At 73.8% G+C, this 22,156-nt stretch carries 23 protein-coding genes and 1 pseudogene; 16 read left to right on the forward strand and 8 right to left on the reverse strand.

Annotated features, from left to right (window positions below):
• Positions 1-15: 15 nt before the first annotated feature.
• A complete protein-coding gene (phoU, locus tag ACTMTB_RS01925) occupies positions 16-669 on the reverse strand; it encodes a phosphate signaling complex protein PhoU (RefSeq protein ID WP_210773633.1) in 654 nt (217 codons plus the stop codon).
• A 233-nt stretch (positions 670-902) separates the two neighbouring features.
• Between phoU and ACTMTB_RS01930 the strand changes: the two genes are divergently transcribed.
• Together ACTMTB_RS01930 and ACTMTB_RS01935 are read left to right on the forward strand one after the other, a co-directional pair.
• A complete protein-coding gene (locus ACTMTB_RS01930; protein WP_441142609.1) occupies positions 903-2,174 on the forward strand; it encodes a sensor histidine kinase in 1,272 nt (423 codons plus the stop codon).
• 20 nt (positions 2,175-2,194) lie between these two features.
• Positions 2,195-2,878 carry a response regulator transcription factor gene (locus ACTMTB_RS01935; protein ID WP_154941669.1) on the forward strand — a complete coding sequence of 228 codons (684 nt, stop codon included), beginning with the start codon at positions 2,195-2,197 and terminating at the stop codon, positions 2,876-2,878.
• 4 nt (positions 2,879-2,882) lie between these two features.
• Here ACTMTB_RS01935 and ACTMTB_RS01940 read toward each other — a convergent pair whose 3' ends face one another.
• Positions 2,883-3,557, reverse strand: coding sequence for a response regulator (locus tag ACTMTB_RS01940; RefSeq protein WP_170285406.1), 675 nt, complete (start codon positions 3,555-3,557; stop codon positions 2,883-2,885).
• Positions 3,554-5,248 carry an ATP-binding protein gene (locus ACTMTB_RS01945; protein WP_441142212.1) on the reverse strand — a complete coding sequence of 565 codons (1,695 nt, stop codon included), beginning with the start codon at positions 5,246-5,248 and terminating at the stop codon, positions 3,554-3,556. Before ACTMTB_RS01945 ends, ACTMTB_RS01940 begins: the two co-directional genes overlap by 4 nt.
• A 99-nt stretch (positions 5,249-5,347) precedes the next feature.
• Between ACTMTB_RS01945 and ACTMTB_RS01950 the strand changes: the two genes are divergently transcribed.
• The 6 genes from ACTMTB_RS01950 to rraA are packed head-to-tail and all read left to right on the forward strand — an operon-like array spanning position 5,348 to position 10,709.
• Entirely contained in the window at positions 5,348-6,355 is a 1,008-nt protein-coding gene (locus tag ACTMTB_RS01950; RefSeq protein ID WP_441142213.1) for a Bug family tripartite tricarboxylate transporter substrate binding protein, read from the forward strand.
• A gap of 5 nt (positions 6,356-6,360) precedes the next feature.
• Positions 6,361-7,098: a tripartite tricarboxylate transporter TctB family protein gene (locus tag ACTMTB_RS01955; protein ID WP_441142214.1), complete on the forward strand. Its 738-nt coding sequence runs from the start codon at positions 6,361-6,363 to the stop codon at positions 7,096-7,098.
• Entirely contained in the window at positions 7,098-8,600 is a 1,503-nt protein-coding gene (locus ACTMTB_RS01960; protein WP_441142215.1) for a tripartite tricarboxylate transporter permease, read from the forward strand. The genes ACTMTB_RS01955 and ACTMTB_RS01960 overlap by 1 nt, the downstream gene beginning before the upstream one ends.
• Complete coding sequence (locus ACTMTB_RS01965) at positions 8,597-8,989, forward strand: universal stress protein (protein ID WP_210773628.1); 393 nt, start codon at positions 8,597-8,599, stop codon at positions 8,987-8,989. The genes ACTMTB_RS01960 and ACTMTB_RS01965 overlap by 4 nt, the downstream gene beginning before the upstream one ends.
• A gap of 50 nt (positions 8,990-9,039) precedes the next feature.
• Entirely contained in the window at positions 9,040-10,233 is a 1,194-nt protein-coding gene (locus tag ACTMTB_RS01970; protein ID WP_441142216.1) for an MFS transporter, read from the forward strand.
• Positions 10,227-10,709 (forward strand): ribonuclease E activity regulator RraA, encoded by a 483-nt coding sequence (gene rraA, locus ACTMTB_RS01975; protein WP_441142217.1) that lies wholly within the window; start codon positions 10,227-10,229, stop codon positions 10,707-10,709. Before ACTMTB_RS01970 ends, rraA begins: the two co-directional genes overlap by 7 nt.
• A 9-nt stretch (positions 10,710-10,718) precedes the next feature.
• On the opposite strand, the gene ACTMTB_RS01980 is transcribed toward rraA, so the two are convergent.
• The gene (locus ACTMTB_RS01980; protein ID WP_441142218.1) at positions 10,719-11,528 is read right to left on the reverse strand and encodes a hypothetical protein; all 810 of its coding nucleotides are present in this window, start codon (positions 11,526-11,528) and stop codon (positions 10,719-10,721) included.
• Positions 11,529-11,602: 74 nt separating this feature from the next.
• Here ACTMTB_RS01980 and ACTMTB_RS01985 point away from each other — a divergent pair, with 74 nt between their 5' ends.
• Both ACTMTB_RS01985 and ACTMTB_RS01990 read left to right on the forward strand, forming a co-directional pair.
• Positions 11,603-12,547 (forward strand): Ppx/GppA phosphatase family protein, encoded by a 945-nt coding sequence (locus ACTMTB_RS01985; RefSeq protein ID WP_441142219.1) that lies wholly within the window; start codon positions 11,603-11,605, stop codon positions 12,545-12,547.
• Between the two features lie 76 nt (positions 12,548-12,623).
• A complete protein-coding gene (locus tag ACTMTB_RS01990; protein WP_238450594.1) occupies positions 12,624-13,430 on the forward strand; it encodes a sugar phosphate isomerase/epimerase family protein in 807 nt (268 codons plus the stop codon).
• Between the two features lie 156 nt (positions 13,431-13,586).
• On the opposite strand, the gene ACTMTB_RS01995 is transcribed toward ACTMTB_RS01990, so the two are convergent.
• From ACTMTB_RS01995 to ACTMTB_RS02005, 3 genes are read right to left on the reverse strand one after another with little or no spacing between them, the layout of a single operon-like run.
• Positions 13,587-14,165: a CGNR zinc finger domain-containing protein gene (locus ACTMTB_RS01995; RefSeq protein ID WP_357909693.1), complete on the reverse strand. Its 579-nt coding sequence runs from the start codon at positions 14,163-14,165 to the stop codon at positions 13,587-13,589.
• 19 nt (positions 14,166-14,184) lie between these two features.
• On the reverse strand, positions 14,185-15,351 hold the full coding sequence (locus tag ACTMTB_RS02000; RefSeq protein WP_280839427.1) for a glutathionylspermidine synthase family protein: 1,167 nt from the start codon (positions 15,349-15,351) through the stop codon (positions 14,185-14,187).
• A 1-nt stretch (position 15,352) separates the two neighbouring features.
• The gene (locus ACTMTB_RS02005; protein WP_441142220.1) at positions 15,353-15,628 is read right to left on the reverse strand and encodes a hypothetical protein; all 276 of its coding nucleotides are present in this window, start codon (positions 15,626-15,628) and stop codon (positions 15,353-15,355) included.
• Positions 15,629-15,768: 140 nt separating this feature from the next.
• Between ACTMTB_RS02005 and ACTMTB_RS02010 the strand changes: the two genes are divergently transcribed.
• Positions 15,769-16,689 (forward strand): proline dehydrogenase family protein, encoded by a 921-nt coding sequence (locus tag ACTMTB_RS02010; protein ID WP_441142221.1) that lies wholly within the window; start codon positions 15,769-15,771, stop codon positions 16,687-16,689.
• 1 nt (position 16,690) lies between these two features.
• Here ACTMTB_RS02010 and ACTMTB_RS02015 read toward each other — a convergent pair.
• A pseudogene (locus ACTMTB_RS02015) lies at positions 16,691-16,825 on the reverse strand (VOC family protein); the annotation flags it as partial.
• Positions 16,826-16,903: 78 nt separating this feature from the next.
• Between ACTMTB_RS02015 and ACTMTB_RS02020 the strand changes: the two are divergent.
• The 5 genes from ACTMTB_RS02020 (at position 16,904) to ACTMTB_RS02040 (ending at position 22,134) form a co-directional block, all read left to right on the forward strand.
• On the forward strand, positions 16,904-17,695 hold the full coding sequence (locus ACTMTB_RS02020; RefSeq protein WP_441142222.1) for an alpha/beta fold hydrolase: 792 nt from the start codon (positions 16,904-16,906) through the stop codon (positions 17,693-17,695).
• Positions 17,688-18,254, forward strand: a complete 567-nt coding sequence (locus ACTMTB_RS02025) for a TetR/AcrR family transcriptional regulator (RefSeq protein ID WP_441142223.1) — start codon at positions 17,688-17,690, stop codon at positions 18,252-18,254. Before ACTMTB_RS02020 ends, ACTMTB_RS02025 begins: the two co-directional genes overlap by 8 nt.
• Entirely contained in the window at positions 18,254-18,589 is a 336-nt protein-coding gene (locus ACTMTB_RS02030; protein WP_441142224.1) for a YrdB family protein, read from the forward strand. Before ACTMTB_RS02025 ends, ACTMTB_RS02030 begins: the two co-directional genes overlap by 1 nt.
• Before the next feature lie 587 nt (positions 18,590-19,176).
• A complete protein-coding gene (locus ACTMTB_RS02035) occupies positions 19,177-20,661 on the forward strand; it encodes a hypothetical protein (protein WP_441142225.1) in 1,485 nt (494 codons plus the stop codon).
• A 129-nt stretch (positions 20,662-20,790) separates the two neighbouring features.
• Positions 20,791-22,134 carry an efflux RND transporter periplasmic adaptor subunit gene (locus tag ACTMTB_RS02040; RefSeq protein WP_441142611.1) on the forward strand — a complete coding sequence of 448 codons (1,344 nt, stop codon included), beginning with the start codon at positions 20,791-20,793 and terminating at the stop codon, positions 22,132-22,134.
• The last annotated feature ends 22 nt before the right edge of the window (positions 22,135-22,156 follow it).

Here is a 22,156-nt window from a genome sequence, read left to right on the forward strand (position 1 = left end):
TCGTCGTCGCCCGGGTCAGCTCGCCGAGGGCGTGCTCTGGCCGGTGATCAGGTAGACCACGTGCTCGCCGGCGTTCACCGCGTGGTCGGCGAAGCGCTCGTAGAAGCGGCCGAGCAGGGTGGCGTCGATCGCCGTCTCCACCCCGTACGGCCAGTCGTCGCCGAGCAGCACGCCGAACAGGCTCTTGTGCAGGTCGTCCATGGCGTCATCGTCGCGGTCCAGCTCGGCGGCGAGGTCGGCGTCGGGCTTGGCCAGCACCGTGCCGATCTTCTCCGCCATCCGGTCGGCGATGGCGGCCATGTCGGTGAAGACCGGCCGCAGCTCGGCCGGCACCGCCGGCGACGGGTGCCGGCGCAGCGCCGTCTTGGCCACGTGGTCGGCCAGGTCGCCCATCCGCTCCAGGTCCGCCGCGACGTGCAGTGCGGTGATCATGGCCCGCAGGTCGGAGGCGACCGGCGCCTGCCGGGCGAGCAGGTCGCAGACCCGCTCCTCGACGTGCCGGTAGAGGTCGTCGATCTCGGCGTCCCGCGCGATCACAGCCTCGGACGCCTCGCGGTCGGCGGTGAGCAGGCCGCGGGTGGCCTGGCGCATCGCGGCGCGGACCCCTTCCGCCATGTCCACCAGCAGCTGGCTGACAATCTGCAGGTCGGCCCGGAACTCGTCGCGCATCGTCACTTCCTGGGGTCGGTGCCGCCGGCCCCGGGGCAGGGGCGTCCGGCATATGGGTCGAGCGGGTGCGCGCCAACCGTAGGCGGGGGGAGCGGACCGGAGGTGAACTCCGGTGAACGACGCGGGACCCGCGAGTGAACTTCTGCGGAAGTGAGGATGATTCGTCCCGTTATGGGCGATAGCCAGGTTAACAATGACCCTACGATCGCCGGGTGGAATGGGTGGTGGCGGTCGTGGTGGCCGTGGCGCTGGCGACCGGCCTGGTTGCCGGTCTGCTGCTGTCCGGGCCCGTCCGCGAGTGGCGGCGCCGGGCGGCGTCGTCGGGGAGCGGTGGCTCCCGCTGGAGCTCAGGGAGGCTCGTGATTCCCGACGACCAGCAGGGCCCCCTCACCGGGCTCGGCCGCAAGACGATCGACTCACTGCGCGCCGGCGTGGTCGTGCTCGACCCGGACGACGTGCCGGTGCTGGTCAACCCGGCCGCCCGGGCGATGGGCCTGCTCCGCACCGGCGCCACGCCCGGCTCCATCGCCGCCCACCCGCTGATCCGTACCCTCGCCGGGCAGGTGCGCCGCACCGGCGTGCGGCGCGAGATCGAGCTGGACCTGCCGCGCGGCCGCGACAACCCCGGCGTCAACCCGCTCGGGGTGCACCTGCGGGCGATGGGGCTCGGCGCCGGCTACATCTCGATCGAGGCCGCCGACGTCACCGAGTCGCACCGGCTGGCCCGGGTCCGCCGGGACTTCGTCGCCAACGTCAGCCACGAGCTGAAGACCCCCATCGGGGCGCTGCAACTGCTCGCCGAGGCGCTGCTCGACGCCACCGAACCCGCCGGCGCGGCCGCGCCGGACCTCTCCGAGGACCTGGTCGCCGCCCGCCGCTTCGCCGAGCGGATCCAGCACGAGTCGACCCGGCTGGGCCGGCTGGTGCAGGAGTTGCTGGAGCTGACCCGGCTGCAGGGCGCGGAGCCGCAACCCGCGCCGGAGCCGGTCGCGGTCGACTGGGTGGTCGCCGAGGTGATCGACCGGACCCGGACCACGGCCGCCGCCCGGCAGATCCAGGTGGTGACGGAGGGCCAGAAGGGGCTGACCGTGTACGGCAGCGACGCCCAGATCGCCACCGCCGTGGCCAACCTGGTGGAGAACGCGATCAACTACTCGGGCGAGGGCACCACCGTCCGGGTCGCCACCCGTGCCGACGAGGAACACGTCGAGATCGCCGTCACCGACCAGGGCATCGGCATCGCCCCCAACGAGGTGGACCGGATCTTCGAACGGTTCTACCGGGCCGACCAGGCCCGCTCCCGCTCCACCGGTGGCACCGGCCTCGGCCTGGCCATCGTCAAACACATCGCCAGCAACCATGGCGGCCGGGTGGTGGTGGCGAGCACTCTTGGAGGGGGCTCGACGTTCACTCTCCGGTTACCGGCCAGCCCCCCGGCCGACCTGGAGACGATACTGCCGTCGGCTGGGATCGAGGCCGGCCCGGCCGAGCTTCGCCAGGTCTGACCGCACGAGAGGAAGCACCGTTGAGCCGCGTTCTGGTGGTCGAGGACGAGGAGTCGTTCTCCGACGCCCTGTCGTACATGCTCCGCAAGGAGGGTTTTGAGGTGTCCGTCGCCGCGACGGGGCCCTCCGCCCTCACCGAGTTCGACCGGACCGGCGCGGACATCGTCCTGCTCGACCTGATGCTCCCCGAGATGTCCGGGACGGAGGTCTGCCGGCAGCTGCGGCAGCGCTCGCACGTGCCGATCATCATGGTCACCGCCCGGGACAGTGAGATCGACAAGGTGGTCGGCCTGGAGATCGGGGCCGACGACTACGTCACCAAGCCGTACTCGCCACGGGAGCTGGTGGCCCGGATCCGGGCGGTGCTGCGCCGGCAGAGCCCCGAGGTGACCGAGTCGGGCGCGCCGACGCTGGCCGCCGGCCCGGTCCGGATGGACATCGAGCGGCACGTGGTGACCGTCGACGGCGCCGCGGTCCAGCTGCCGCTGAAGGAGTTCGAGCTGCTGGAGCTGCTGCTGCGCAACGCCGGCCGGGTGCTCACCCGGGGGCAGCTCATCGACCGGGTCTGGGGCGCCGACTACGTCGGCGACACCAAGACGCTGGACGTGCACGTCAAGCGGCTGCGCTCGAAGGTCGAGCCGGAGCCGTCCGCGCCGCGGTTCATCGTCACCGTGCGCGGCCTCGGCTACAAGTTCGAACCGTAGGCCGTCAGGAGACCCAACCGTAGCGACGCTCCGGGCGGCCGGCGGAGCCGTACCGGAGGTTGACCTCCGCCCGCCCGGTGTCGGCGAAGTGCTCCAGGTAACGGCGGGCGCTGACCCGGGAGATGCCCACCGCGTTGGCGCACTCGGCGGCGGAGAACGTCCCCGAGTGTCCCCGCAGGGTGCGTTCGACCAGCTCGGCGGTCTCGGCGCTGAGGCCCCGGGGCAGCTTCGAGGTGGCGATGTGCGCGCCGCTGCGGGACAGCACCCGGTCGACGTCGGCCTGGTCGCTCACCACCGTGGCGCGCAGCGCGTTGCGCCGGGCGGCGTACTGCTCCAGCCGGGTCCGCAGCTCGTCGAAGCCGAACGGCTTGAGCAGGTAGTTGACCGCGCCGTAGCGGACCGCCCGACGTACCGCCTCGGCCTCCCGGGCCGCGCTGATCACCAGCACGTCGCAGTCGTGCCGGGCGGCCCGCAGCCGGGTCACCACGTCCAGGCCGAACATGTCCGGCAGGTAGAGGTCGAGCAGCACCAGGTCGGGGCGGAGCTCGTCGACGGCGGCGATCGCCTGTTCGCCGGTGCTGGCCGTGCCCACCACCCGGAAGCCGTCGATCCGCTCGACGAAGCCCCGGTGGATCCGGGCCACCATGAAGTCGTCGTCGACCACCAGTACGTCGATCACCGGACCCCCTCCAGAGTGCCGGTCACCGACATCCGGGCCGTGAACATCGCGCCCTCCTCGGTGTTCGTCACCGCCACCTCGCCGCCGCGACGGTGACAGACCAGCCGGGTGAGTGCCAACCCGATGCCCCGCTCGCCGCCCCGGGCCGCCTTCGTGGTGAAGCCGTGGGTGAAGACCTCCTGGGCCAGCTGCGGGGCGATCCCCGGGCCGGAGTCGCGGACCACGATCTCCACCGAGGAGGCGTCCCGACGCAGCTCGACCTCCACCCAGGCCGGCCGGTCCGGCACGTCGCCGCCACCCGGCCCGGCGTCGTTCGAAGCGCCGGATGCCGACGGCGTCGGACCCTCCCGGCCGCCGGCCACCGCCTCGACGGCGTTGTCGACCAGGTTGCCCAGCACCGTCGCGACGTCCGCGGCGACCGCCGGCTCCAGCCGGTCCAGGCCGGTCCGCTCGGAGATCCGCAGCTCCACCCGGCGCTCGGCGGCGAGCGCCGACTTCGCCATCAGCAGCGCCGCCACCGCGGTGTCGTGGATCCGGCTGGTGACGGTGAGGTCGAGCGAGGCCCGGTGCCTGCTCAGCGCGTCGACGTACCGGACCACCTCGTCGTGCTCACCGATCTGGATCAGCCCCGAGATGGTGTGCAGCTGGTTGGCGAACTCGTGGGTCTGGGCGCGCAGCAGCTCGGTGGTGCTGCGGAACGAACCGATCTCCTGCTCCAGCCGAGCCAGCTCGGTGCGGTCGCGCAGGGTGGTCACCGAGCCGAGCCGGCGGCCGTCCTTGGTCACCGTCATCCGGTTCATCACCAGCACCCGGCCGCCGCGCACGACCACCTCGTCCCGGGCCTCCGGGTCGCTGTCGGCGCCGGCCAGCACGTCCCGCAACCGGCCGGAGATCCTCAGGTCGGCGAGGCTGCGGCCCAGGCAGTCCTCGGGCAGGTCGAGCAGCCGCCGGCCGACCGCGTTCACCAGGGTGATCCGCTGCTGCGGGTCCAGCGCGATCACCCCCTCGGCGATGCCGTGCAACAGCGCCTCCCGGTGCTCGGCCAGGCCGGCGATCTCCCGCGGCTCCAGGCCAAGGGTCTGCCGCTTGATCCGCCGGGCCAGCAGCCACGACCCGGCCACGCCGAGCAGGCTGGCGATGCCGAGGTAGGTGAAGAGGTACGACGAGGCGCCGACCAGCCGTTCGGACCAGGTCGGCGCGGCCTCGCCGATCATCACCACGCCGAGGTGCCGCCCGAGGTTGTACTCACGGGCCCCGAGCACCGGCACCTGGGCCACCAGCTCCCGGGAGCCGCCGACCTCCAGCTCGCCGGACCAGGCCCGGCCCCGCGCCACGTCGGGATCGCCGAGCACGAGCGGGCTCCCCACCAGCGTCGGGTCGGTGGAGCTGACCACCCGACCCCGGGCGTCGGCCACGGTCACCGAGGTCACCCCGGACCGGTTCAGCGCGTTCTGCACCAGCGGGGCGACCAGCTCCGCCGGTGCCGGCTGGTTGAGCCGGTCGCGCAGCAGCGGGCTGCCGGCGAGCTCCTCGCCGAGGGCGGCCACCCGCCGCCCCTCCACCCGGTTGAAGGTCGCCGCGGACTGGGCCAGCGAGACGGCGGCCACCGCCACCAGCACGACCACGATGATCGCGAGCTGGAGCACGAGCAACTGCCCGGCCAAGGTACGGCGGGGCGTGACCGCGACCACAAAGACCTCAATTTCCGCTGGTGACAGAAGGCAGACGGGGGATCTGCCCGGGGGTCATCATCTTGCCGCCGGACTCCTTCGAAACGGAAGAGAAACATGATGGCAACTCGGAGAAAACTCCTGGTCATGGGCGTCGCCGCCGCCACGGCGCTGGCGCTGGGCGCCTGCGGGGCCACCGCGGACAAGAACGAGGGTGGGTCCGGCGGCGACGGCAAACCGGCCACCGGACTTCGGATCATGGTGCCGAACACCCCCGGCGGCGGGTACGACACCACCGCCCGTACCGCGGCCAAGGTGATGGAGGACGCCAAGATCGCCACCGGCGTGCAGGTCTTCAACCTGCCCGGCGCGGGCGGCACCGTGGGCCTCCAGCGCACGGTGAACGAGAAGGGCAACGGCAAGCTCGCCATGCAGATGGGGCTGGGCGTGGTCGGTGCCTCGTACACCTCCAAGTCGTCGGCGACGCTGACCCAGACCACCCCGCTGGCGAAGCTGATCGAGGAGGCCGGCGCCATCGTGGTGCCGAAGGACTCGCCGTACAAGACGATCGGCGACCTCGTCGCGGCCTGGAAGGCCAACCCCAAGGGCATCGCGGTCGGCGGTGGCTCGTCCCCCGGTGGCCCGGACCACCTGCTGCCGATGCAGCTCGCCAAGACCGTCGGCATCGACCCGCGCCAGGTCAACTTCGTCTCGTACGACGGCGGCGGCGAGCTGCTGCCGGCCGTGCTCGGCGGCAAGGTGGCCTTCGGCGCCAGCGGCTTCGGCGAGTTCCTCGACCAGGTCGAGGCCGGCCAGATCCGGGTCCTCGCAGTCACCAGCGAGGCGCCGATCGACGCGCTCAAGGACGTGCCGACGCTCAAGTCCGCCGGCATCGACCTGGTCTTCACCAACTGGCGGGGCATCGTCGCGCCGCCCGGCATCAGCGACGCCGACAAGAAGGTCTGGATCGACGCGCTGACGAAGATGCACGAGTCCGACGAGTGGAAGGCCGAGCTGGCCAAGCGGGGCTGGACCGACGCCTTCGTCACCGGAGACCAGTTCGCCACCTTCCTCACCGAGCAGGACAAGTCGGTGGCGGACCTGCTCAAGCAGCTCGGGTTGGCATGAGCGGCATGACGACCTCACCGGACCGGGGCGGCGACCCGCCGCCCCGCCCGGCGGCGGGCGAGGGGATCATCCCCGCCGTACCGCCGATCCCGGCGCAGCCGACCGCGGGGGCCGCCGATCCGGCGACCCCCGCGGCGGGGGCCGAGGCGGTCCCGCCGGCCGCGGAGCGTACGCCGGACCTGCCGGCGGTGGCGCGGCCCGCCGCGGCCGACGACGCGCCCGCCGCCGCGAACCCGGCCGACGGTGCGGCCCGGACCGGGAAGCCGGACCGGGCGCAGTACGCCGTCTGCGCGTTCCTGGCGCTGGTCGGCGGGCTGGTCATCGTCGACGCGGCCCGCACCGGGCACGCGATCAGCACCGCCGACCCGATCGGCCCGAAGCCCGTGCCGATCCTGCTCGGTGTGCTGCTGCTGATCGTCGCCGCGATCTACGCGGTGGACGTGGCCCGCGGCGGCAGCGGTGAGCCGGAGGCCGGCGAGGACGTCGACCTGACCACCCCGATCGACTGGCGGACGGTACTGCTGCTGATCGGCGCCTTCCTGGTCAACGCCGTGCTCATCGACCGGCTCGGTTGGGTGATCAGCGGGACGCTGCTCTTCTGGGGCTCGGCCTACGCGCTGGGCAACCGGCACCACGTGCGCAACCTGCTGATCGCCGTCGCGCTGTCGTTGATCACCTTCTACACGTTCGCCATCGGGCTCGGCGTGAACCTGCCCGCGGGCGTGCTGCAAGGGATCCTGTGATGGACAACCTCGGAAACCTGCTCGACGGGTTCGCCAACGTGGTGACCCCGATGAACCTGCTGATCGCGCTGCTCGGGGTGACCATCGGCACCGCCGTGGGCGTGCTGCCCGGCATCGGTCCGGCGATGACGGTGGCGCTGCTGCTGCCGGTCACCTACGGGATGGAGCCCACCCAGGCGTTCATCATGTTCGCCGGCATCTTCTACGGCGGCATGTACGGCGGCTCGACCACCTCGATCCTGCTGAACACCCCCGGCGAGTCGTCCTCCGTGGTGACCGCGATCGAGGGCAACAAGATGGCGAAGGCGGGACGCGCGGCGCAGGCGCTGGCCACCGCCGCGATCGGCTCGTTCGTCGCCGGCACCATCGCCACCCTGCTGCTGGTGCTGGTGACCCCGCCGGTGGTGCAGTTCGCGATCAGCCTCGGCGCGCCGGACTACTTCGCGCTGATGCTGCTGTCGTTCGTGGCGGTCACCGCGGTGCTCGGCGCCTCCCGGGTACGCGGCTTCGCTTCCCTGCTGATCGGCCTGGTGATCGGCGTGGTCGGGATCGACCAGACCGGTCAGCAGCGGCTCACCTTCGGCATCCCGCAGCTCGCCGACGGCATCGACGTGGTCGTGGTGGCGGTCGGCATCTTCGCCGTCGGTGAGGCCCTCTGGATCGCCGCGCACCTGCGCCGCCGCGCCGCCGAGGTGATCCCGGTCGGGCGGCCGTGGATGGGGAAGCAGGACTGGAAGCGGTCCTGGAAGCCGTGGCTGCGCGGCACCGCGTACGGGTTCCCGTTCGGGGCGCTCCCGGCGGGCGGCGCGGAGATCCCGACGTTCCTCTCGTACACGACGGAGAGGAAGCTCACGAAGCACCCGGAGGAGTTCGGCCGGGGCGCGATCGAGGGCGTCGCCGGCCCGGAGGCGGCCAACAACGCCTCCGCCGCCGGCACGCTGGTGCCGATGCTGGCGATCGGCATCCCCACCAACGCCACCGCCGCGGTGATGCTGGCCGCCTTCCAGCAGTACGGCATCCAGCCCGGCCCGCTGCTCTTCGAGCGGGAGTCCGGTCTGGTCTGGACGCTGATCGCCAGCCTCTTCGTGGGCAACCTGCTGCTGCTGGTGCTGAACCTGCCGCTCGCGCCCGCCTGGGCGCGGCTGCTGCGGATTCCCCGCCCGTACCTCTACGCCGGGATCCTCTTCTTCGCCTCGATGGGCGCGTACGCCGTCAACGCCCAGCCGTTCGACCTGTTCCTGCTGCTCACCCTCGGCCTGCTCGGGTTCGGCATGCGGCGTTTCGGGCTGCCGATCCTGCCGCTGATCGTCGGGGTGATCCTCGGCCCGCGCGCCGAGCTCCAGGGCCGGCGGGCGTTGCAGCTCTCCGGCGGCGAGCTGCACGGCCTGCTCGGCGGCTGGGTCTCCTGGACGATCTACGCCGTGGTCCTGGTGGTGCTGCTCTGGCCGGTGCTCGGCCGCTTCGTCGTCCGAGGAGTTCGGGAAAGGCTGGTGACCCGATGACCGTGCTGGTGGGGTACGTCCCCTCGGCCCTGGGTGAGGCGGCCCTGCGGGCCGCCGTCGAGCAGGCCCGGTTCCGCGACGAGCCGGTGCTGGTGGTGAACACCTCGCGCGGCGACGCCTACGTCGACCCGCGCTTCGCCCAGGAGGGCGACCTGGCCCGGGTGGTCCGCGAGCTGACCGCGGACGGGGTGCCGCACACCGTCCGGCAGCTGGTGCGGGGCCGGGACGCGGCCGAGGAGATCGCCGAGATCGCCGAGGCGGAGGAGATCTCGCTGGTGGTGATCGGCATCCGGCACCGCACCCCGGTGGGCAAGCTGATCATGGGGTCGACCGCGCAGGAGATCCTGCTCCGGGTGCCCTGTCCGGTGCTCGCCGTGAAGGCCGACTGAGTGGGATGTCCCGCGTCGGGCACGGGGATCCCGGGCTGACCGGGGTCCCCGTGCGTACCCAGACGGGCCTGCTGCTCGCGCACACCATCGTGGTGCAGGCGGTCACCTTCATGCTGCGCCCGGCGTCGGCGTACCGGGCGCTGGACCTGGACGTGCCGGCGGCCTGGCTCGGCGTGCTCGGGGCCAGCTTCGCCGTCGTGCCGCTGGTGCTGGCGGTTCCCTCCGGCCACGCGGTCGACCGGTTCGGCGAACGCCGCATCGTGCTGGCCGGGTCGGGCCTGCTCGCCGCCGCCGGCGCCTGCTTCGTGCTCTTCGCCGACTCGGTCGCCGGCCTGGTCGTGGCCAGCATGGTGCTCGGCACCGGCCACCTCTGCGCGGTGGTGGGCCAGCAGGCGTTGGTCGCCAACCGCACCGCGGCGGACCGGTACGACGCGGCCTTCGGCTACTACACCTTCGCCGCCTCGCTCGGCCAGGCGTTGGGACCCGGCCTGATCGTGGTCTTCGGCGGGGACCGCCCGATCCCGGACACCGGGGCGATCTTCCTCGGCGCCACGGCGCTCACCCTGCCACTGCTGGTCGCTGCCGCGTTCCTCCGCCCCTCGGCGCACCACCGGCAGGCGGCGGGTCCGGCCGCCGGCGGACTGGCCGGCCTGCTCCGCCAGCCCGGACTGGTGCGCGCCCTCGCGGTCAGCTGCGTCGTCCTGGCGGCGGTCGACATCACCCTGGTCTACCTGCCCGCCCTCGGTGCCGAGCGGGGCATCGCCGCCGGCTCCATCGGCGTACTGCTGGGGTTGCGGGCGGTCGCGTCGATGGCCTCGCGGCTGCTGCTGGGCCGGCTGGTCGCCGCCGTCGGCCGGCGCCGGCTGCTGGTCGGCACCGTCGCCCTCTCCGCCGCCGGTGTCGGGCTGCTGCTGCCGCCCCTGCCGCTCTGGGCGATGGTGGTGGTGGTCACGGTCTCCGGCCTGGGCCTGGGGGCCGGGCAACCGCTGACCATGTCGTTCCTGGCCGAGTCCGCCCCGCCCGGGTTGCGCGGCCGGGCAATGTCCCTGCGCCTCACCGGCAACCGGCTCGGTCAGGTCGTCATCCCGAGCGCCGCCGGCGCGCTCGCCGCCGGCGCCGGGGCGGCCGGCGTGCTCGCCTGCACCGCCGCCGGCCTGGCCGGCGCGGCCCTCGCCGCGACCGGACTGCACCAGGGCCCACCCCCCGATCCGACACCCCGACCAGAGAGGGAAGAACCATGCTGACTCCGACCGCCGACCTCTACGACCGGTACGGCGACGTGCTCGGCTCCTGCGACACCCAGCTACGCCAGTTCGGCGCCGCCCGCGCCTTCGCCGGGCCGGCCGTCACGGTGCGCTGCTTCGAGGACAACGCCCTGCTCAAGTCGATCGTCGCCGAGCCGGGGGAGGGCCGGGTGCTGGTGGTGGACGGCGGCGGATCGGTGCACACCGCCCTGATGGGCGACCTGATCGCCGGCACCGCGGCGGCGAACGGCTGGGCGGGGGTGGTGATCAACGGCGCGGTCCGGGACGTCACCGCGCTGGCCGCCCTGCCGATCGGGATCAAGGCGCTCGGCGCCAACCCGCGCAAGAGCGCGAAGGCGGGGGCCGGCGAGCGGGACGTGCCGGTGTCGTTCGGCAACTGCGTCTTCACGCCCGGAGCCGAGGTGCACAGCGACGACGACGGCGTGGTCGTGCTGCCGGCCCACGCGCGGGAGTAGGCTCGGCGGTCAGCCCTCGCTGGCCGGGTGCGGGGCGACCTGGCCCTGGCGCAGCCGCGCCCCGCACAGCTCCGCCAGCTTCGCGTACGCGGGCGCGCCGATCAGTGCGGTCAGCTCCGGGCCGTACGAGACGTACATCGGCTCGGTGCCGACGTGCGCGTCGGTGGACGAGGTGCACCACCAGTCCAGGTCGTGCCCGCCCGCGCCCCAGCCCCGCCGGTCGAACTCGGTCAGCGTGGAGACCAGCACCTTGGTGTTGTCGGGTCGCTTGGTCCAGTCCTGCTCGCGGCGGATCGGCAGCTGCCAGCAGACGTCCGGCTTGTATTCCAGCGGGTGTACCCCGTCGCGCAGCGCCTGACCGTGCAGGGCACAGCCGCCACCGCCGGGGAAGTCGGCGTCGTTGAGGAACACGCACGGCGCGTCCACGTCCCGGGTGGCGGTGCGCCGGGCCGGGTTCTTGCCGTCGATCGTGTCGTCCGCGGTCCAGTTCTTGACGCCCCGGCGGAAGTGCTGCCAGGTCTGCGGGGTGAGTCGCTTGACCGCCGCCCGGACCCGCTTCTCGTCGTCGCCGTCGGTGAAGAACGCGCCGTGCGAGCAGCAGCCGTCGGTGGCCCGGCCGGCGATGATGCCGTGGCAGCCCTTGCCGAAGACGCACGTCCAGCGGGACAACAGCCAGGTCAGGTCGGCGCGGACGAGGTGCCGCTCGTCGGCCGGGTCGACGAACTCGATCCACTCGCGGGGGAAGTCCAGCTCCACCTCACGGCTGCGCGGGTCGCCCGGATCGTCAACCAGTACGTGCACTTCCACCTGGCTCGTCACCCGGACCAGCGTACGCGGGGTGACCGGGGCCGGCCGGCGAGCCGCGGAAACGTGTTGGCCCTAGGGTCGACAGCATGCGACTGGGTGTCCTCGACGTCGGTTCCAACACGGTGCACCTGCTGGTGGTCGACGCCCACCATGGGGCGCACCCCTGGCCGGCGCACTCGGAGAAGGTGGTGCTCCGGCTGGCCGAACAGATCGGCCCGGACGGGGCGTTGACCGAGGAGGGCGCCGACGGGCTGGTCAAGGCGGTCGGCATGGCGCGTACCGCCGCCGCCGGGATGGCCGCCGACGACCTGCTCGCCTTCGCCACCTCCGCGGTGCGCGACGCCACCAACGCCGCCGAGGTGCTGGCCCGGGTCCGCGACGAGACCGGCGTACGGCTGGAGGTGCTCTCCGGCGCCGACGAGGCGCGGATGACCTTCCTGGCGGTGCGACGGTGGTTCGGCTGGTCGGCGGGGCGGCTGCTGGTGATGGACATCGGCGGCGGCTCGCTGGAACTGGCGGCCGGCATCGACGAGGACCCGGACGTCGCGGTCTCCCTGCCGCTGGGGGCCGGGCGGTTGAGCCGGGAGCGGCTGCGGGTGGACCCGACCGGGCAGGTGCCGCCGTCCGCCGAGGCCGTGGAGGAGCTGCGGGAGTACGTCGACGGGCTGCTCGACCCGGTGGTGGAGAAGCTCGCCGGGGTGGGCTGGGAGCGTCCCGTCGCCACCTCCAAGACCTTCCGGATGCTGGCCCGGCTGGCGGGCGCGGCGCCGTCCGCGGCCGGGCTCTGGGCCCGGCGCAGCCTCACCCGCACCGGGCTGCAGCAGGTGCTCGGCTTCATCCGGCACATCCCACCGGCCCAGCTCGCCGAGCTGGAGGGGGTCAGCACGGGGCGGGCGCACCAACTGCTCGGCGGTGCGGTGGTGGCCGAGGCGGTGATGCGTCGCGTGGACGTCCCGGCGCTGGACATCTGCCCGTGGGCGCTGCGGGAGGGCGTCATCCTCCGCCGGCTGGATCAGCTGGAGCCGATGTGATCCGCGTCGGTCGTTCTGCGCCATTTGACGCCGCTCGTCCTGAAGCGTGGCGACCGGTCGGGCTACCCTGAGGGGTGTGACTTCCCGCGTCCCCGTGCTCCTGTCCAGTTCCTCGGTCTTCCCTGAGCGGACCGCGGCGGCGTTCCAGCTTGCCGCGGCGCTCGGCTACGACGGCGTCGAGGTGATGGTCTGGACCGACGCCGTGAGCCAGGACGCCGGCGCGCTGCGCGGCCTCTCCGAGCACTACGGCGTGCCGGTCCTGTCGGTGCACGCGCCGTGCCTGCTGGTGACCCAGCGGGTGTGGAGCCCCGACCCCTGGGAGCGGCTGCGCCGCTCGGCCGAGCTGGCCGCCACCCTGGGCGCGCCGGTGGTGGTGGTGCACCCGCCGTTCACCTGGCAGCGGGACTACGCCCGCAACTTCGCCGAGGGGCTCGACGCGATCGCCGGCGAGTACCCGGACCTGCGCTTCCCGGTGGAGAACATGTATCCGGTGCGGATGGCCGGCCGGCAGTTCGTGCCGTACGTGCCCGGCTGGGACCCGACCGAGGCCGGGTACGCCTCGTACACCCTCGACCTGTCGCACTGCGCCGCCTCGCACACCGACTCGCTGGCGATGGCCGACCGGATGGGCGACCGGCTGGCGCACGTGCACCTCGGCGACGGCACCGGCGAGGGGCGCGACGAGCATCTGGTGCCCGGGCGCGGCAGCCAGCCCTGCGCCGAGCTGCTGCGCTCACTGGCCGGCCGGGGCTTCACCGGCTCGGTGGCCGTCGAGGTCACCACCCGGGGCGCGAAGAGCCGCGCCGACCGCGAGGCCGACCTCCGCGAGGCCCTCGCCTTCGCCCGCGCCCACCTCACCGCCCCCTCCCCGGTAGACGCCTGACCTCCGGGGGGTCTCTCTCCCCGTCGATCATGAAGTTGTTGCCCTCCGCCTCGGCGTGTCGGGGCAACAACTTCATGATCGACCGCGCGAGCGCCCGATCGCGCGACCGCCCGATCGCGCGACCGCCCGACCGCGCGAGCGCCGCGGTCGGGTGGGTCAGGGGACGGGGGTGAGGGAGTCGGCCTGGGCGGGGACGGGGAGCTGCTGCTCGCCGACCGCGGCGCGCTTGCGGGCGCGGTGGGCGGCCACGTGGGAGCGGGTGGCGCAGCGCTCCGAGCAGAACCGGCGGCAGCAGTTGGACGAGGTGTCCAGGTAGACGTTGCCGCAGCGCTCGTCCGCGCAGACCCCGAACCGGGCGCTGCCGTACTCGCAGAGCCAGACCGACAAGCCCCAGACCGCGCCGGCCAGGTATTCCGCGCTGACCGACGCGCCCCGGCTGGTCACGTGCATGTGCCAGTCGCTGGAGTCGTGCCCGGAAATTCGCGGCTGCACGGGAAAAGCCTCCAGCAGGGCGTTCAGCTCGGCCACCGCCTGGACGTCCCGCCCCGAGGTGCCGAACTCGAACACGTCGCGGAGGCGCTTCTGCGCCCGCCGGAAGATCACCAGGTCCCGTTCGGCGACCTCGTCGCGCATCCACGCGTTGTCGTCCGGGAAGAGGGCCCGCAGGTCGTCGAGGTCGTCCAGGCGGGCGTTGACGAGGTCAACGCCGGTCCGGGCGTACGCGTCGAAGTTCACGACACCAACGGTAGACGACTCACGGGGCGCGCGGCGCGTCGATGTAGTGCGGCAGGAACCGCGCGTAGCCGTCAGTGATGAGACTCTCGCTCTCCCGCAGGCCGACGCCGGCCGACTCGCCGTCGACGATCCAGCTTCCCAGCACCGTACGGTTGCCGGCGAAGTCCGGCAGCGCCCGGAACTCCTGGTAGCAGAAGCCCTCGTCGCCGTAGTCGCCCGGATTGGTGATCTCGGTGTCGCCGGTGACGATCCGCACCGCGGCCCCCTCCCGGCCCAGCAGCGGCTTCGCCACGTACTCGGGCATCCCGCGCGGCGAGTCCAGGTACGCCGGCAGCAGGTACTCGTGCCCCGGGTACAGCTCCCAGAGCACGGCGAGCAGCGCCTTGTTGGACAGCAGCAGCTTCCAGGCCGGCTCGATCCAGGTGGTCGGGGTGCCCGGCTCCAGCGCCGCCGGCCCGTACGGCTCGGCCAGCATCCACTCCCACGGGTAGAGCTTGAAGCAGGTCGTCAGCGGTCGGTCGTCGGCGTCGACGAAGCGCCGGCCGTCCCAGCCGACGTGCTGGATCGGCAGCAGCGTCACGTCCAGCCCGGCCTGGCGGGCGGTCTCGGCCAGGTACCCGGCGGTGATCTGGTCCTCGCCCGACTCCTCCTCGTTCGACCAGGTCACGTGCACCCGCCGGTCGTGCAGGCCGGCGCCGATCTTGGCCCAGGCGCCCACCAGCCGCTCGTGCAGGCTGTTCCACTGGTCGGCGTCCGGGTGCGTCTGCTCCAGCCAGTACCACTGGATGATGCTCGCCTCGACCAGCGCGGTGGGGGTGTCGGCGTTGTACTCCAGCAGCTTCGGTGGCCAGCTGCCGTCGTAGGCGAGGTCGAAGCGGCCGTAGAGGGTCGGCGGTCGTTCGCGCAGCGACCGGGCGACGGCCTCGGCGGCCCAGGCCGGGATGCCGAACTCGGCGTACCGGCCGCGGGCGACGACGTGCTCGGCCGCGGCGACCGACATCCGGTGCAGCTCCTCGGTGGCCTCCTCCAGCCGTAGCACCTCGGCCAGGTCGAAGGCGTACGCCGCCGTCTCGTCCCAGTACGACATGGTCCCGCCGTCGGGCAGCTCGGTGTCGACGTACACCAGGCCCTGCTCGCGGATGGTGGCGTCCCAGTCCGGGCGGGGGGTGGCCGCCTCGCGTCGCACCTCAGCCCCCGCAGGAGGCGAGGTGGGTGCCGAAGCCGCCGCGCTCGGGCAGGGCCGCGGCGACCGGCCGGGGCTCGGCGCCGGCGGTGCCGGTGGTGACCGCCGGTACCCGCATCGCCAGCGCGATCGTGTCCCCGCCGCCGGTCGGACCCAGGGCGCAGTCGTCGTCATCGTCGTCGGAGGTCATGTTGCAGCCGGAGAGGGCGAGCGCCAGGGCGGTGAGCGCGCCCAGCTGCACGGAGGCCGACCGGAGCCGGCGGCGGGGGTGTCCATCCACGGCATCGTTGTAGCTGATCGACGCCACTTCCGTCGCCCCCCGGCGGTGCTCGTGATGCCATTGGGACGCCTGTCACGAGGCGTCGCGGCGGCTCGGCCGCCCCCCGACGGAGCGCGGTGCACGGGCGTTACGCTCGGCTCATGCTCCGTTCCGTCATCCTCGCCGCCTCCCGGTCATCCCAGGTCGAGCGGCTCATCGCGACGGCCCCGTTCACCCGGGACGTCGTCCGCCGGTTCGTCGCCGGCGCCGGCACCGACGACGCGTTGCGCGCAACCCGCGAACTCGTCGCCGACGGCCTCGCGGTCACCATCGACAACCTCGGCGAGGACACCGTCACTCCCGAGCAGGCCAACGCGACCCGCGACGAGTACCTCAAGCTGCTGAAGCTGCTCTCCAGCGCCGGGCTCACCCCGCCCGCCGAGGTCAGCGTGAAGCTCTCCGCCCTGGGCCAGAAGTTCGACGAGCAGCTCTCGTACGACAACGCGCGGGCCATCTGCCTGGCGGCCGACGAGGCGGGCACCACGGTCACCCTCGACATGGAGGACCACACCACCACTGACTCGACCCTGAGCGTCCTGGCCAGGCTGCGCAAGGACTTCCCGGCCACCGGCGCGGTGCTCCAGGCGTACCTGCGGCGGACCGAGTCGGACTGCCGCGAACTGGCCGGCGCCGGGTCCCGGGTACGGCTCTGCAAGGGCGCGTACAAGGAGCCCGAGTCGGTGGCGTACCAGTCGGCCCGTGAGGTGGACAAGTCGTACGTCCGCTGCCTGAACGTGCTCATGTCCGGGGACGGCTACCCGATGCTGGCCACCCACGACCCGCGCCTGATCGCCATCGGCGAGGACCGGGCCCGCTGGTTCGACCGCGGCCCGGACCGCTTCGAGTTCCAGATGCTGTACGGCATCCGGCCGGAGGAGCAGGCCCGGCTGGTCGGCGAGGGCTACACCGTGCGGACCTACCTGCCCTACGGCGAGGACTGGTACGGCTACCTGATGCGCCGGCTCGCCGAGCGCCCCGCGAACCTGATGTTCTTCGGCCGGGCCCTGGTCTCCAAGAAGTGACTCAGGCGTTCGACCATCCCCGGGTGCTCAGCACCAGCCGGTAGCCGTCCGGATCGGCCACCGTCACCCCCCAGCGGTCCCTGTACGGGCCGGCGGAGACTCTCGTCCCGCCGGCCCGTTCCAGTCTCGTGACCAGGTCCGCTTCGGCCGGCCCGGAGGACTTCAGGTCAAGTCCGCGTTGACAGATTTGGCTAATGCACATAGCTTTGTGGCTATGAGTATTAGCCAGGTGGAGCGGGACGGCGGCACCATCGCGTACGAGGTGCACGGCGAGGGGCCGCTGGTGGTCCTCGCGCACGGCATGGGGGAGAACCGGCGATCCTTCCGCCACCTGATCCCGCTGCTGGTCGCGGCCGGCTACCGGGTGGCCTCGGTGGACGTCCGGGGGCACGGCGACTCCAGCGCCCACTGGCCGTCGTACGCCCCGGCCGAGGTCGGCTCGGACCTGCTGGCCGTGGTGCGTACCCTCGGCGGCCCGGCCACCCTGGTCGGCAGCTCGTCCAGCGCGGCGGCCGTCGTCTTCGCCGCCGGGGACGCGCCCGAGCAGGTCAACGGCATCGTGCAGATCGGCGCGTTCGTCGCCCAGCCCAGGCCCAACCCGGCGATGCGGCTGGCCCAGGCGGCGGTGCTGCGCAGTCCCCGGCTGTTCGGCATGTTCCACCGGACGCTCTTTCCCTGTGGCCGGCCCGCCGACGACGCCGCGTACCGCAAGGAGTTGGTCGCCGGCCTGCGCGGCCGGATGGCGGCGGTCCGCGGTGTGGTCGCGCCGGTCGCCCCGCACTGGACGGCCCGGGCGGCCGACGTGCGGCAGCCGGTGCTGGTGCTGATGGGCGCGAAGGACCCCGACTTCGCCGACCCGGGGGGCGAGGCCCGGTCCGCCCGCCGCCTCTTCGTCACCGCCGAAGCCCGCATGATCGCCGATTCCGGCCACTACCCGCACGCCGACCAGCCGGCGGCCACGGCTGCCCAGCTCGTCGAGTTCCTGGCGGTGACCACGCGTGCCTAGGGCCGGGCTCACCCCGTCGACGGTGGTCCGCGAGGCGGCCCGCCTCGCCGACGAGGTCGGTTACGAGCGGCTGACCCTGGCCGCGCTCGCCGGCCGGCTCGGCGTCGCGCTGCCCAGCCTCTACAAGCACGTCAAGGGCGCCGACGCGTTGAGCCAGAAGCTGGCCGCGCTGGCCGTCGACGAACTCGCCGACGCGATGGCCTCGGCCGCCGCCGGGCGCGCCGGGGCGGACGGGCTGCGGGCGGTCGCCACCGCCTGGCGCGACTACGCCCGCCGGCACCCCGGCCGCTACCCGGCGGCGCAGCGGGTGCCCGACCCGACCGACCCCGAGCACGTCGCCGCCGGCCGGCGGGCCCTCGACACCGTCTACGCGATCCTGCGCGGGTACGGCCTGACCGGTGACGCCGCGGTCGACGCCGCACGCCTGTTCCGCAGCGCCGTCCATGGCTTCATCACCCTGGAGGCGGCCGGTGGCTTCGGCCTGCCCCGAGGCCTCGACCGGTCCTTCGACCAGCTGGTGGCCGCGTTGGACACCGCGTACCGGGACTGGAGGTCCTGATGAGGGCCGCGCTGCTGACGATCGCCTTCCTGGTGGAGGTGGCGATGCTCGTCGCCGCCGGCTGGTGGGGCTTCACCCTCAACGCGGGCCTGGCCGTCCGACTGCTCGCCGGGCTCGGCGCACCGCTGCTGATCGCGCTGGTCTGGGGCAGCTTCTGCTCGCCCCGGGCCCGGGTCCGGCTCGCCCCGCCGGCCAGGTACGCCGTCCAGGCGGCCTGCTTCCTCGCCGCCGGCGTGTTGCTCGCCCTCGCCGGGCACCCGTTGCTCGCGGTGGGTCTGGTCGCCCTGTGGGCCGTGGACCGGGCCCTGCTCAGCCGCGGCGGTCACCCGGCCTGACCGGTCCCGGTCGCCTGCTCGGGCCGCCGGGTAGCTCGTGGTCCTCCCTCCCGCTGGTGTCTGCTGGCGGGGCGATCCCGGCGCTTGTCGGTGGCTCATTGTCCCGCCTCCTGTGGTGGCTGCTGGCGGGCCCGAGCCGGCGCCTGTCGGGGTGACCCGCTGACGGCGACCGCTGGTGGTGGCTCCCGTGGGCGGCCCGTCCACGGGTGGTGGCTTTCGTGGTGGGCCCGTCCCCGGCATCCCACCTGCGGTGGTCGCGCCCTTTCGATCTGATGTCGTGAACGATTCGGGCCACCCCTGACGCCCGCGTGGCTGTCGTCCGGCGGCCGGCGGTGACGGCCCGTCTCGTCCGGACGGCAGAGACGACGTCCGTCGCCACCGCCACCGGGGTCGGCGTTCCGTGAGTCGTTCACGTCATCAGCTCGATAGGTGAGTAGTCACCCCCTTCCGACCCCGCGCCGGTCACCGTCCGTGCAGGCCACCGTCCTGCGGCAGAAGGTTCGTACCGCGTATGCAGGCCCGCCGGCATGCTGCCGACGCGCGGGCGGCTCTGGCCGGATCGCCCCGATTGGTCGTACCCTTCGCCGGTGACCGACGGGCATGACGAGCCGCGCCTCACCGACGGGGTGGACGAGTCGCGCCCGACCGACGGGATGGGAGAGCCGCGCCGCACCGACGGGGTGGACGAGTCGCGCGCGGCCGATGGCGACGAGTCGCGCCCGGCTGACGGGATCGACGAGCCGCGCCCGGCCGATGGAGTGGACGAGTCGCGTCCAACCGCCGGGGTGGGCGAGCCACGCTCACGCCGCCGCTGGCCGCTCTGGGCTGCGTTCGCGGTGGTGCTGGCGATGGTGGGCTGCGGGGTGCCGGCGGCGCTGCTGGCCGGCCTGGTCGACCGCACCGCCGACCGCACCGCCGACCGCGCCACGGTGGACCGCCCCGCCGCCCGCACGCCCGACCCAGCCACGGCGGCTGCCCGCCGGGTAGGCGACCAGCTCTCCGCCCAGCTCGCCCGGCAGGCCGACGCCCTGCTCGGCGGGGACCGGCGCGGCTTCCTCGCCGTTGCGGACCCCGCCGCCCGCGCCGACCTGGGCCGCCGCTTCGCCGCACTGCGCGCGCTCCGGGTGACGGTGTGGCGGGCCGAGCCGTCCGGGCTGCCCACCCCGGTCGCCGGGCAGTCGGGGCAGTGGCGGCAACTGGTGACCTTCCGGTACTGCTTCCTCGTGCCGGACTGCGCGCCCAGCCCGGTCCTGATCGGCACCCGCTGGCGGGAGACCGGCGGCGCACCGCTGCTGGTCGCCGTCGAGGAGTCCCGCTCGGCGCAGGCCGGGGTCCGACCCTGGGAGGTCAGCGACCTGGTCGTCGCCGTCGGCCCGCGCACCATGGTGGCCACCACCCCGGCGCTGCGCGGGAAGCTGCCCAGCCTGCTCGCCGAGGCCGAGTCCGCGGCGACGGTCGCCGACCGGTACGCGGTCGCCGGTCCACCGCCGGACCGCTACCGGATCTTCTACGCCGGCGGCCCCGAGTGGCGACGCTGGTACGGCGGCGGCCGACCGAAGTGGACCGCCGGGTACGCGGTCACCGTCGGCGGCGGCCACCACGAGGTGGTGCTCAACGCCGACGGGCTGACCGCCACCGCCACCGGTGAGCTGCTGCGGCACGAGCTGACCCACGCCGCCTCGCTCCCCGCACGGGGCTACCCGGGCAAGCAGACCTGGTGGCTGGTGGAGGGGCTGGCCGAGTACGCCGGTGCCGACGGGGCACCGGTGAGCCGCTACGAGGGGCTGGACGAGGCCGGGCAGCTCGTCGCCAGCGGGTGGAACGGCCGGCTGGACGCCCTGACCCCGGCCGACGCCGCTCCGGCCGATCGGGTCGGCGGCAGCTACGGCGTCGGCTACCTGGCCGTCCGCCACCTCGTCGACCGGTACGGCGAGCAGCAGGTGCTCGACTTCTTCCGGGCCGTGGTGCACGACCGGCGGTCGCTGGACGACGCGTCCGAGCAGGTCCTCGGCGACCCGTGGACGGCCCTGCACGACGAGTGCGTCGCCTACGTCCGGGCGACCGTCCGATGACAGCGGGCGGACCCGTCGCCGGGTGGACGCGGTCCGCCCGATAGGCCGATCGCGCCGCTCGGCGTCGTATCGACGCCGGGCTAAGGTTGGCCCGTGCGCCGCCCCGATTCGCCGCGGCCCCCCGTAGCCATGCGGCCCCGCCTGCTCACCGCCCTGCTCACCGTCGTCGTCCTCACCGGCACCACCGCCGCCTCCTGCGGGGACGACGAGTCCGCCGTGGCGCTGGCCCCGGCCAGCCGGGCCGCCGTCGCCGAGGTGATCGACGCTCCGGCCACCGTGACCGCCCGCGCCGCGGCCACCCTCACCGCACCCGCCGACGGCACCGTCAGCAGTCTGCGGGTCCAGCCCGGCCAGCGGGTCAGGCGCGGTCAGGTGCTCGCCGTGATCAGTTCCCCGTCCGCCCAGGAGCGCCTCCGGCAGGCCCGCGACGCCCTCCGGGCCGCCGAACGGGCCGGCCGGGGCGCCGGCGTGAGCGACCTGGGCACCCGCCGTCGCGGCACCGACAAGGCCGCCGACGAGGCGTTCGACGCCGCCCGGGACGCCGCCGGGAAGATAGCCGACCAGAAGGTACGGGACGCGCTGCTCGCCCAGGTGACCTCCGCCCAGCAGCAGTACGCCGCCGCGGCGCGTACCGCCGACCAGGCCGTCCGCTCGGTGCAGCGGGGGGTAGCCGGTCTCAACTCGGCGGTCGGCGCGCTGTCGGCCGCGCAACGGCTCCAGGCCCGGCAGGCGTACGACCTGGCGAAGGCGACCGTCGACGCGCTGACCCTGCGCGCCCCGATCGGGGGAGTCGTGCAGCCCGGCGGCGCCCCGGCCGGCGGCGGCAGCGACCTGTCCGCCCTGCTCGGCGGCGGGCAGGTGCCCGCCGGGATCGACCCGTCGGCGCTCTCCCCGTCCCGCGCCGGGCCGCCGCCGGGCGTGGACGACGCGGTGGTCGCCGGCGGCCGGGTCACCGCCGGCACGCCCGTGCTGACCATCGTGGACACCGGCGCGCTCGGCCTGCTCGCCGAGGTCGACGAGACCGACGTGCTGCTGGTCCGCCCCGGCCTGGTCGCCGACGTCGAACTGGACGCGGTCACCGGCGCCAGCTACGACGCCACGGTCCGCTCGGTCGACGTGCTGCCCACCAGCTCCGCCCGGGGCGGGGTCACCTACCGGGTGCGGCTCGCGCTCGGCGCGGGCCGGCTCGGCGAGGGCGAGGTCGCACCGGCGCCCCGCCCCGGCATGAACGCCGTGGTGCACCTGCGGGTACGCGAGGCCGCCGACGCGGTCACCGTCCCCGCATCGGCGGTCTTCTCCGCCGACGGCCGGGACGCCGTCTGGCTGGTCCGCGACGGCCGGGCGGACCGGGCGCAGGTGACGGTGGGCGTCCAGGGGCAGGACCTGGTGCAGATCCTCGACGGGGTGCAGGCCGGCGACCGCGTCGTGGTGCGCGGCACCGACCAGGTCCAGGACGGCCAGGAAGTCCGGTGAGCGCGCGGAGTGAGCCGACGGG

Origin of the sequence: Micromonospora sp. L32 (assembly GCF_052068055.1) — a bacterium.
Classification (GTDB): Bacteria; Actinomycetota; Actinomycetes; order Mycobacteriales; family Micromonosporaceae; genus Micromonospora; species Micromonospora purpureochromogenes.

Coding starts and splice junctions, on each gene's coding strand:
- phoU (WP_210773633.1), bottom strand. CDS start 669: ATGCGCGACGAGTTCCGGGCCGACCTGCAGATTGTCAGCCAGCTGCTG.
- ACTMTB_RS01950 (WP_441142213.1), top strand. CDS start 5,348: ATGGCAACTCGGAGAAAACTCCTGGTCATGGGCGTCGCCGCCGCCACG.
- ACTMTB_RS01955 (WP_441142214.1), top strand. CDS start 6,361: ATGACGACCTCACCGGACCGGGGCGGCGACCCGCCGCCCCGCCCGGCG.
- ACTMTB_RS01960 (WP_441142215.1), top strand. CDS start 7,098: ATGGACAACCTCGGAAACCTGCTCGACGGGTTCGCCAACGTGGTGACC.
- ACTMTB_RS01965 (WP_210773628.1), top strand. CDS start 8,597: ATGACCGTGCTGGTGGGGTACGTCCCCTCGGCCCTGGGTGAGGCGGCC.
- rraA (WP_441142217.1), top strand. CDS start 10,227: ATGCTGACTCCGACCGCCGACCTCTACGACCGGTACGGCGACGTGCTC.
- ACTMTB_RS01985 (WP_441142219.1), top strand. CDS start 11,603: ATGCGACTGGGTGTCCTCGACGTCGGTTCCAACACGGTGCACCTGCTG.
- ACTMTB_RS02010 (WP_441142221.1), top strand. CDS start 15,769: ATGCTCCGTTCCGTCATCCTCGCCGCCTCCCGGTCATCCCAGGTCGAG.
- ACTMTB_RS02020 (WP_441142222.1), top strand. CDS start 16,904: ATGAGTATTAGCCAGGTGGAGCGGGACGGCGGCACCATCGCGTACGAG.
- ACTMTB_RS02030 (WP_441142224.1), top strand. CDS start 18,254: ATGAGGGCCGCGCTGCTGACGATCGCCTTCCTGGTGGAGGTGGCGATG.
- ACTMTB_RS02040 (WP_441142611.1), top strand. CDS start 20,791: ATGCGGCCCCGCCTGCTCACCGCCCTGCTCACCGTCGTCGTCCTCACC.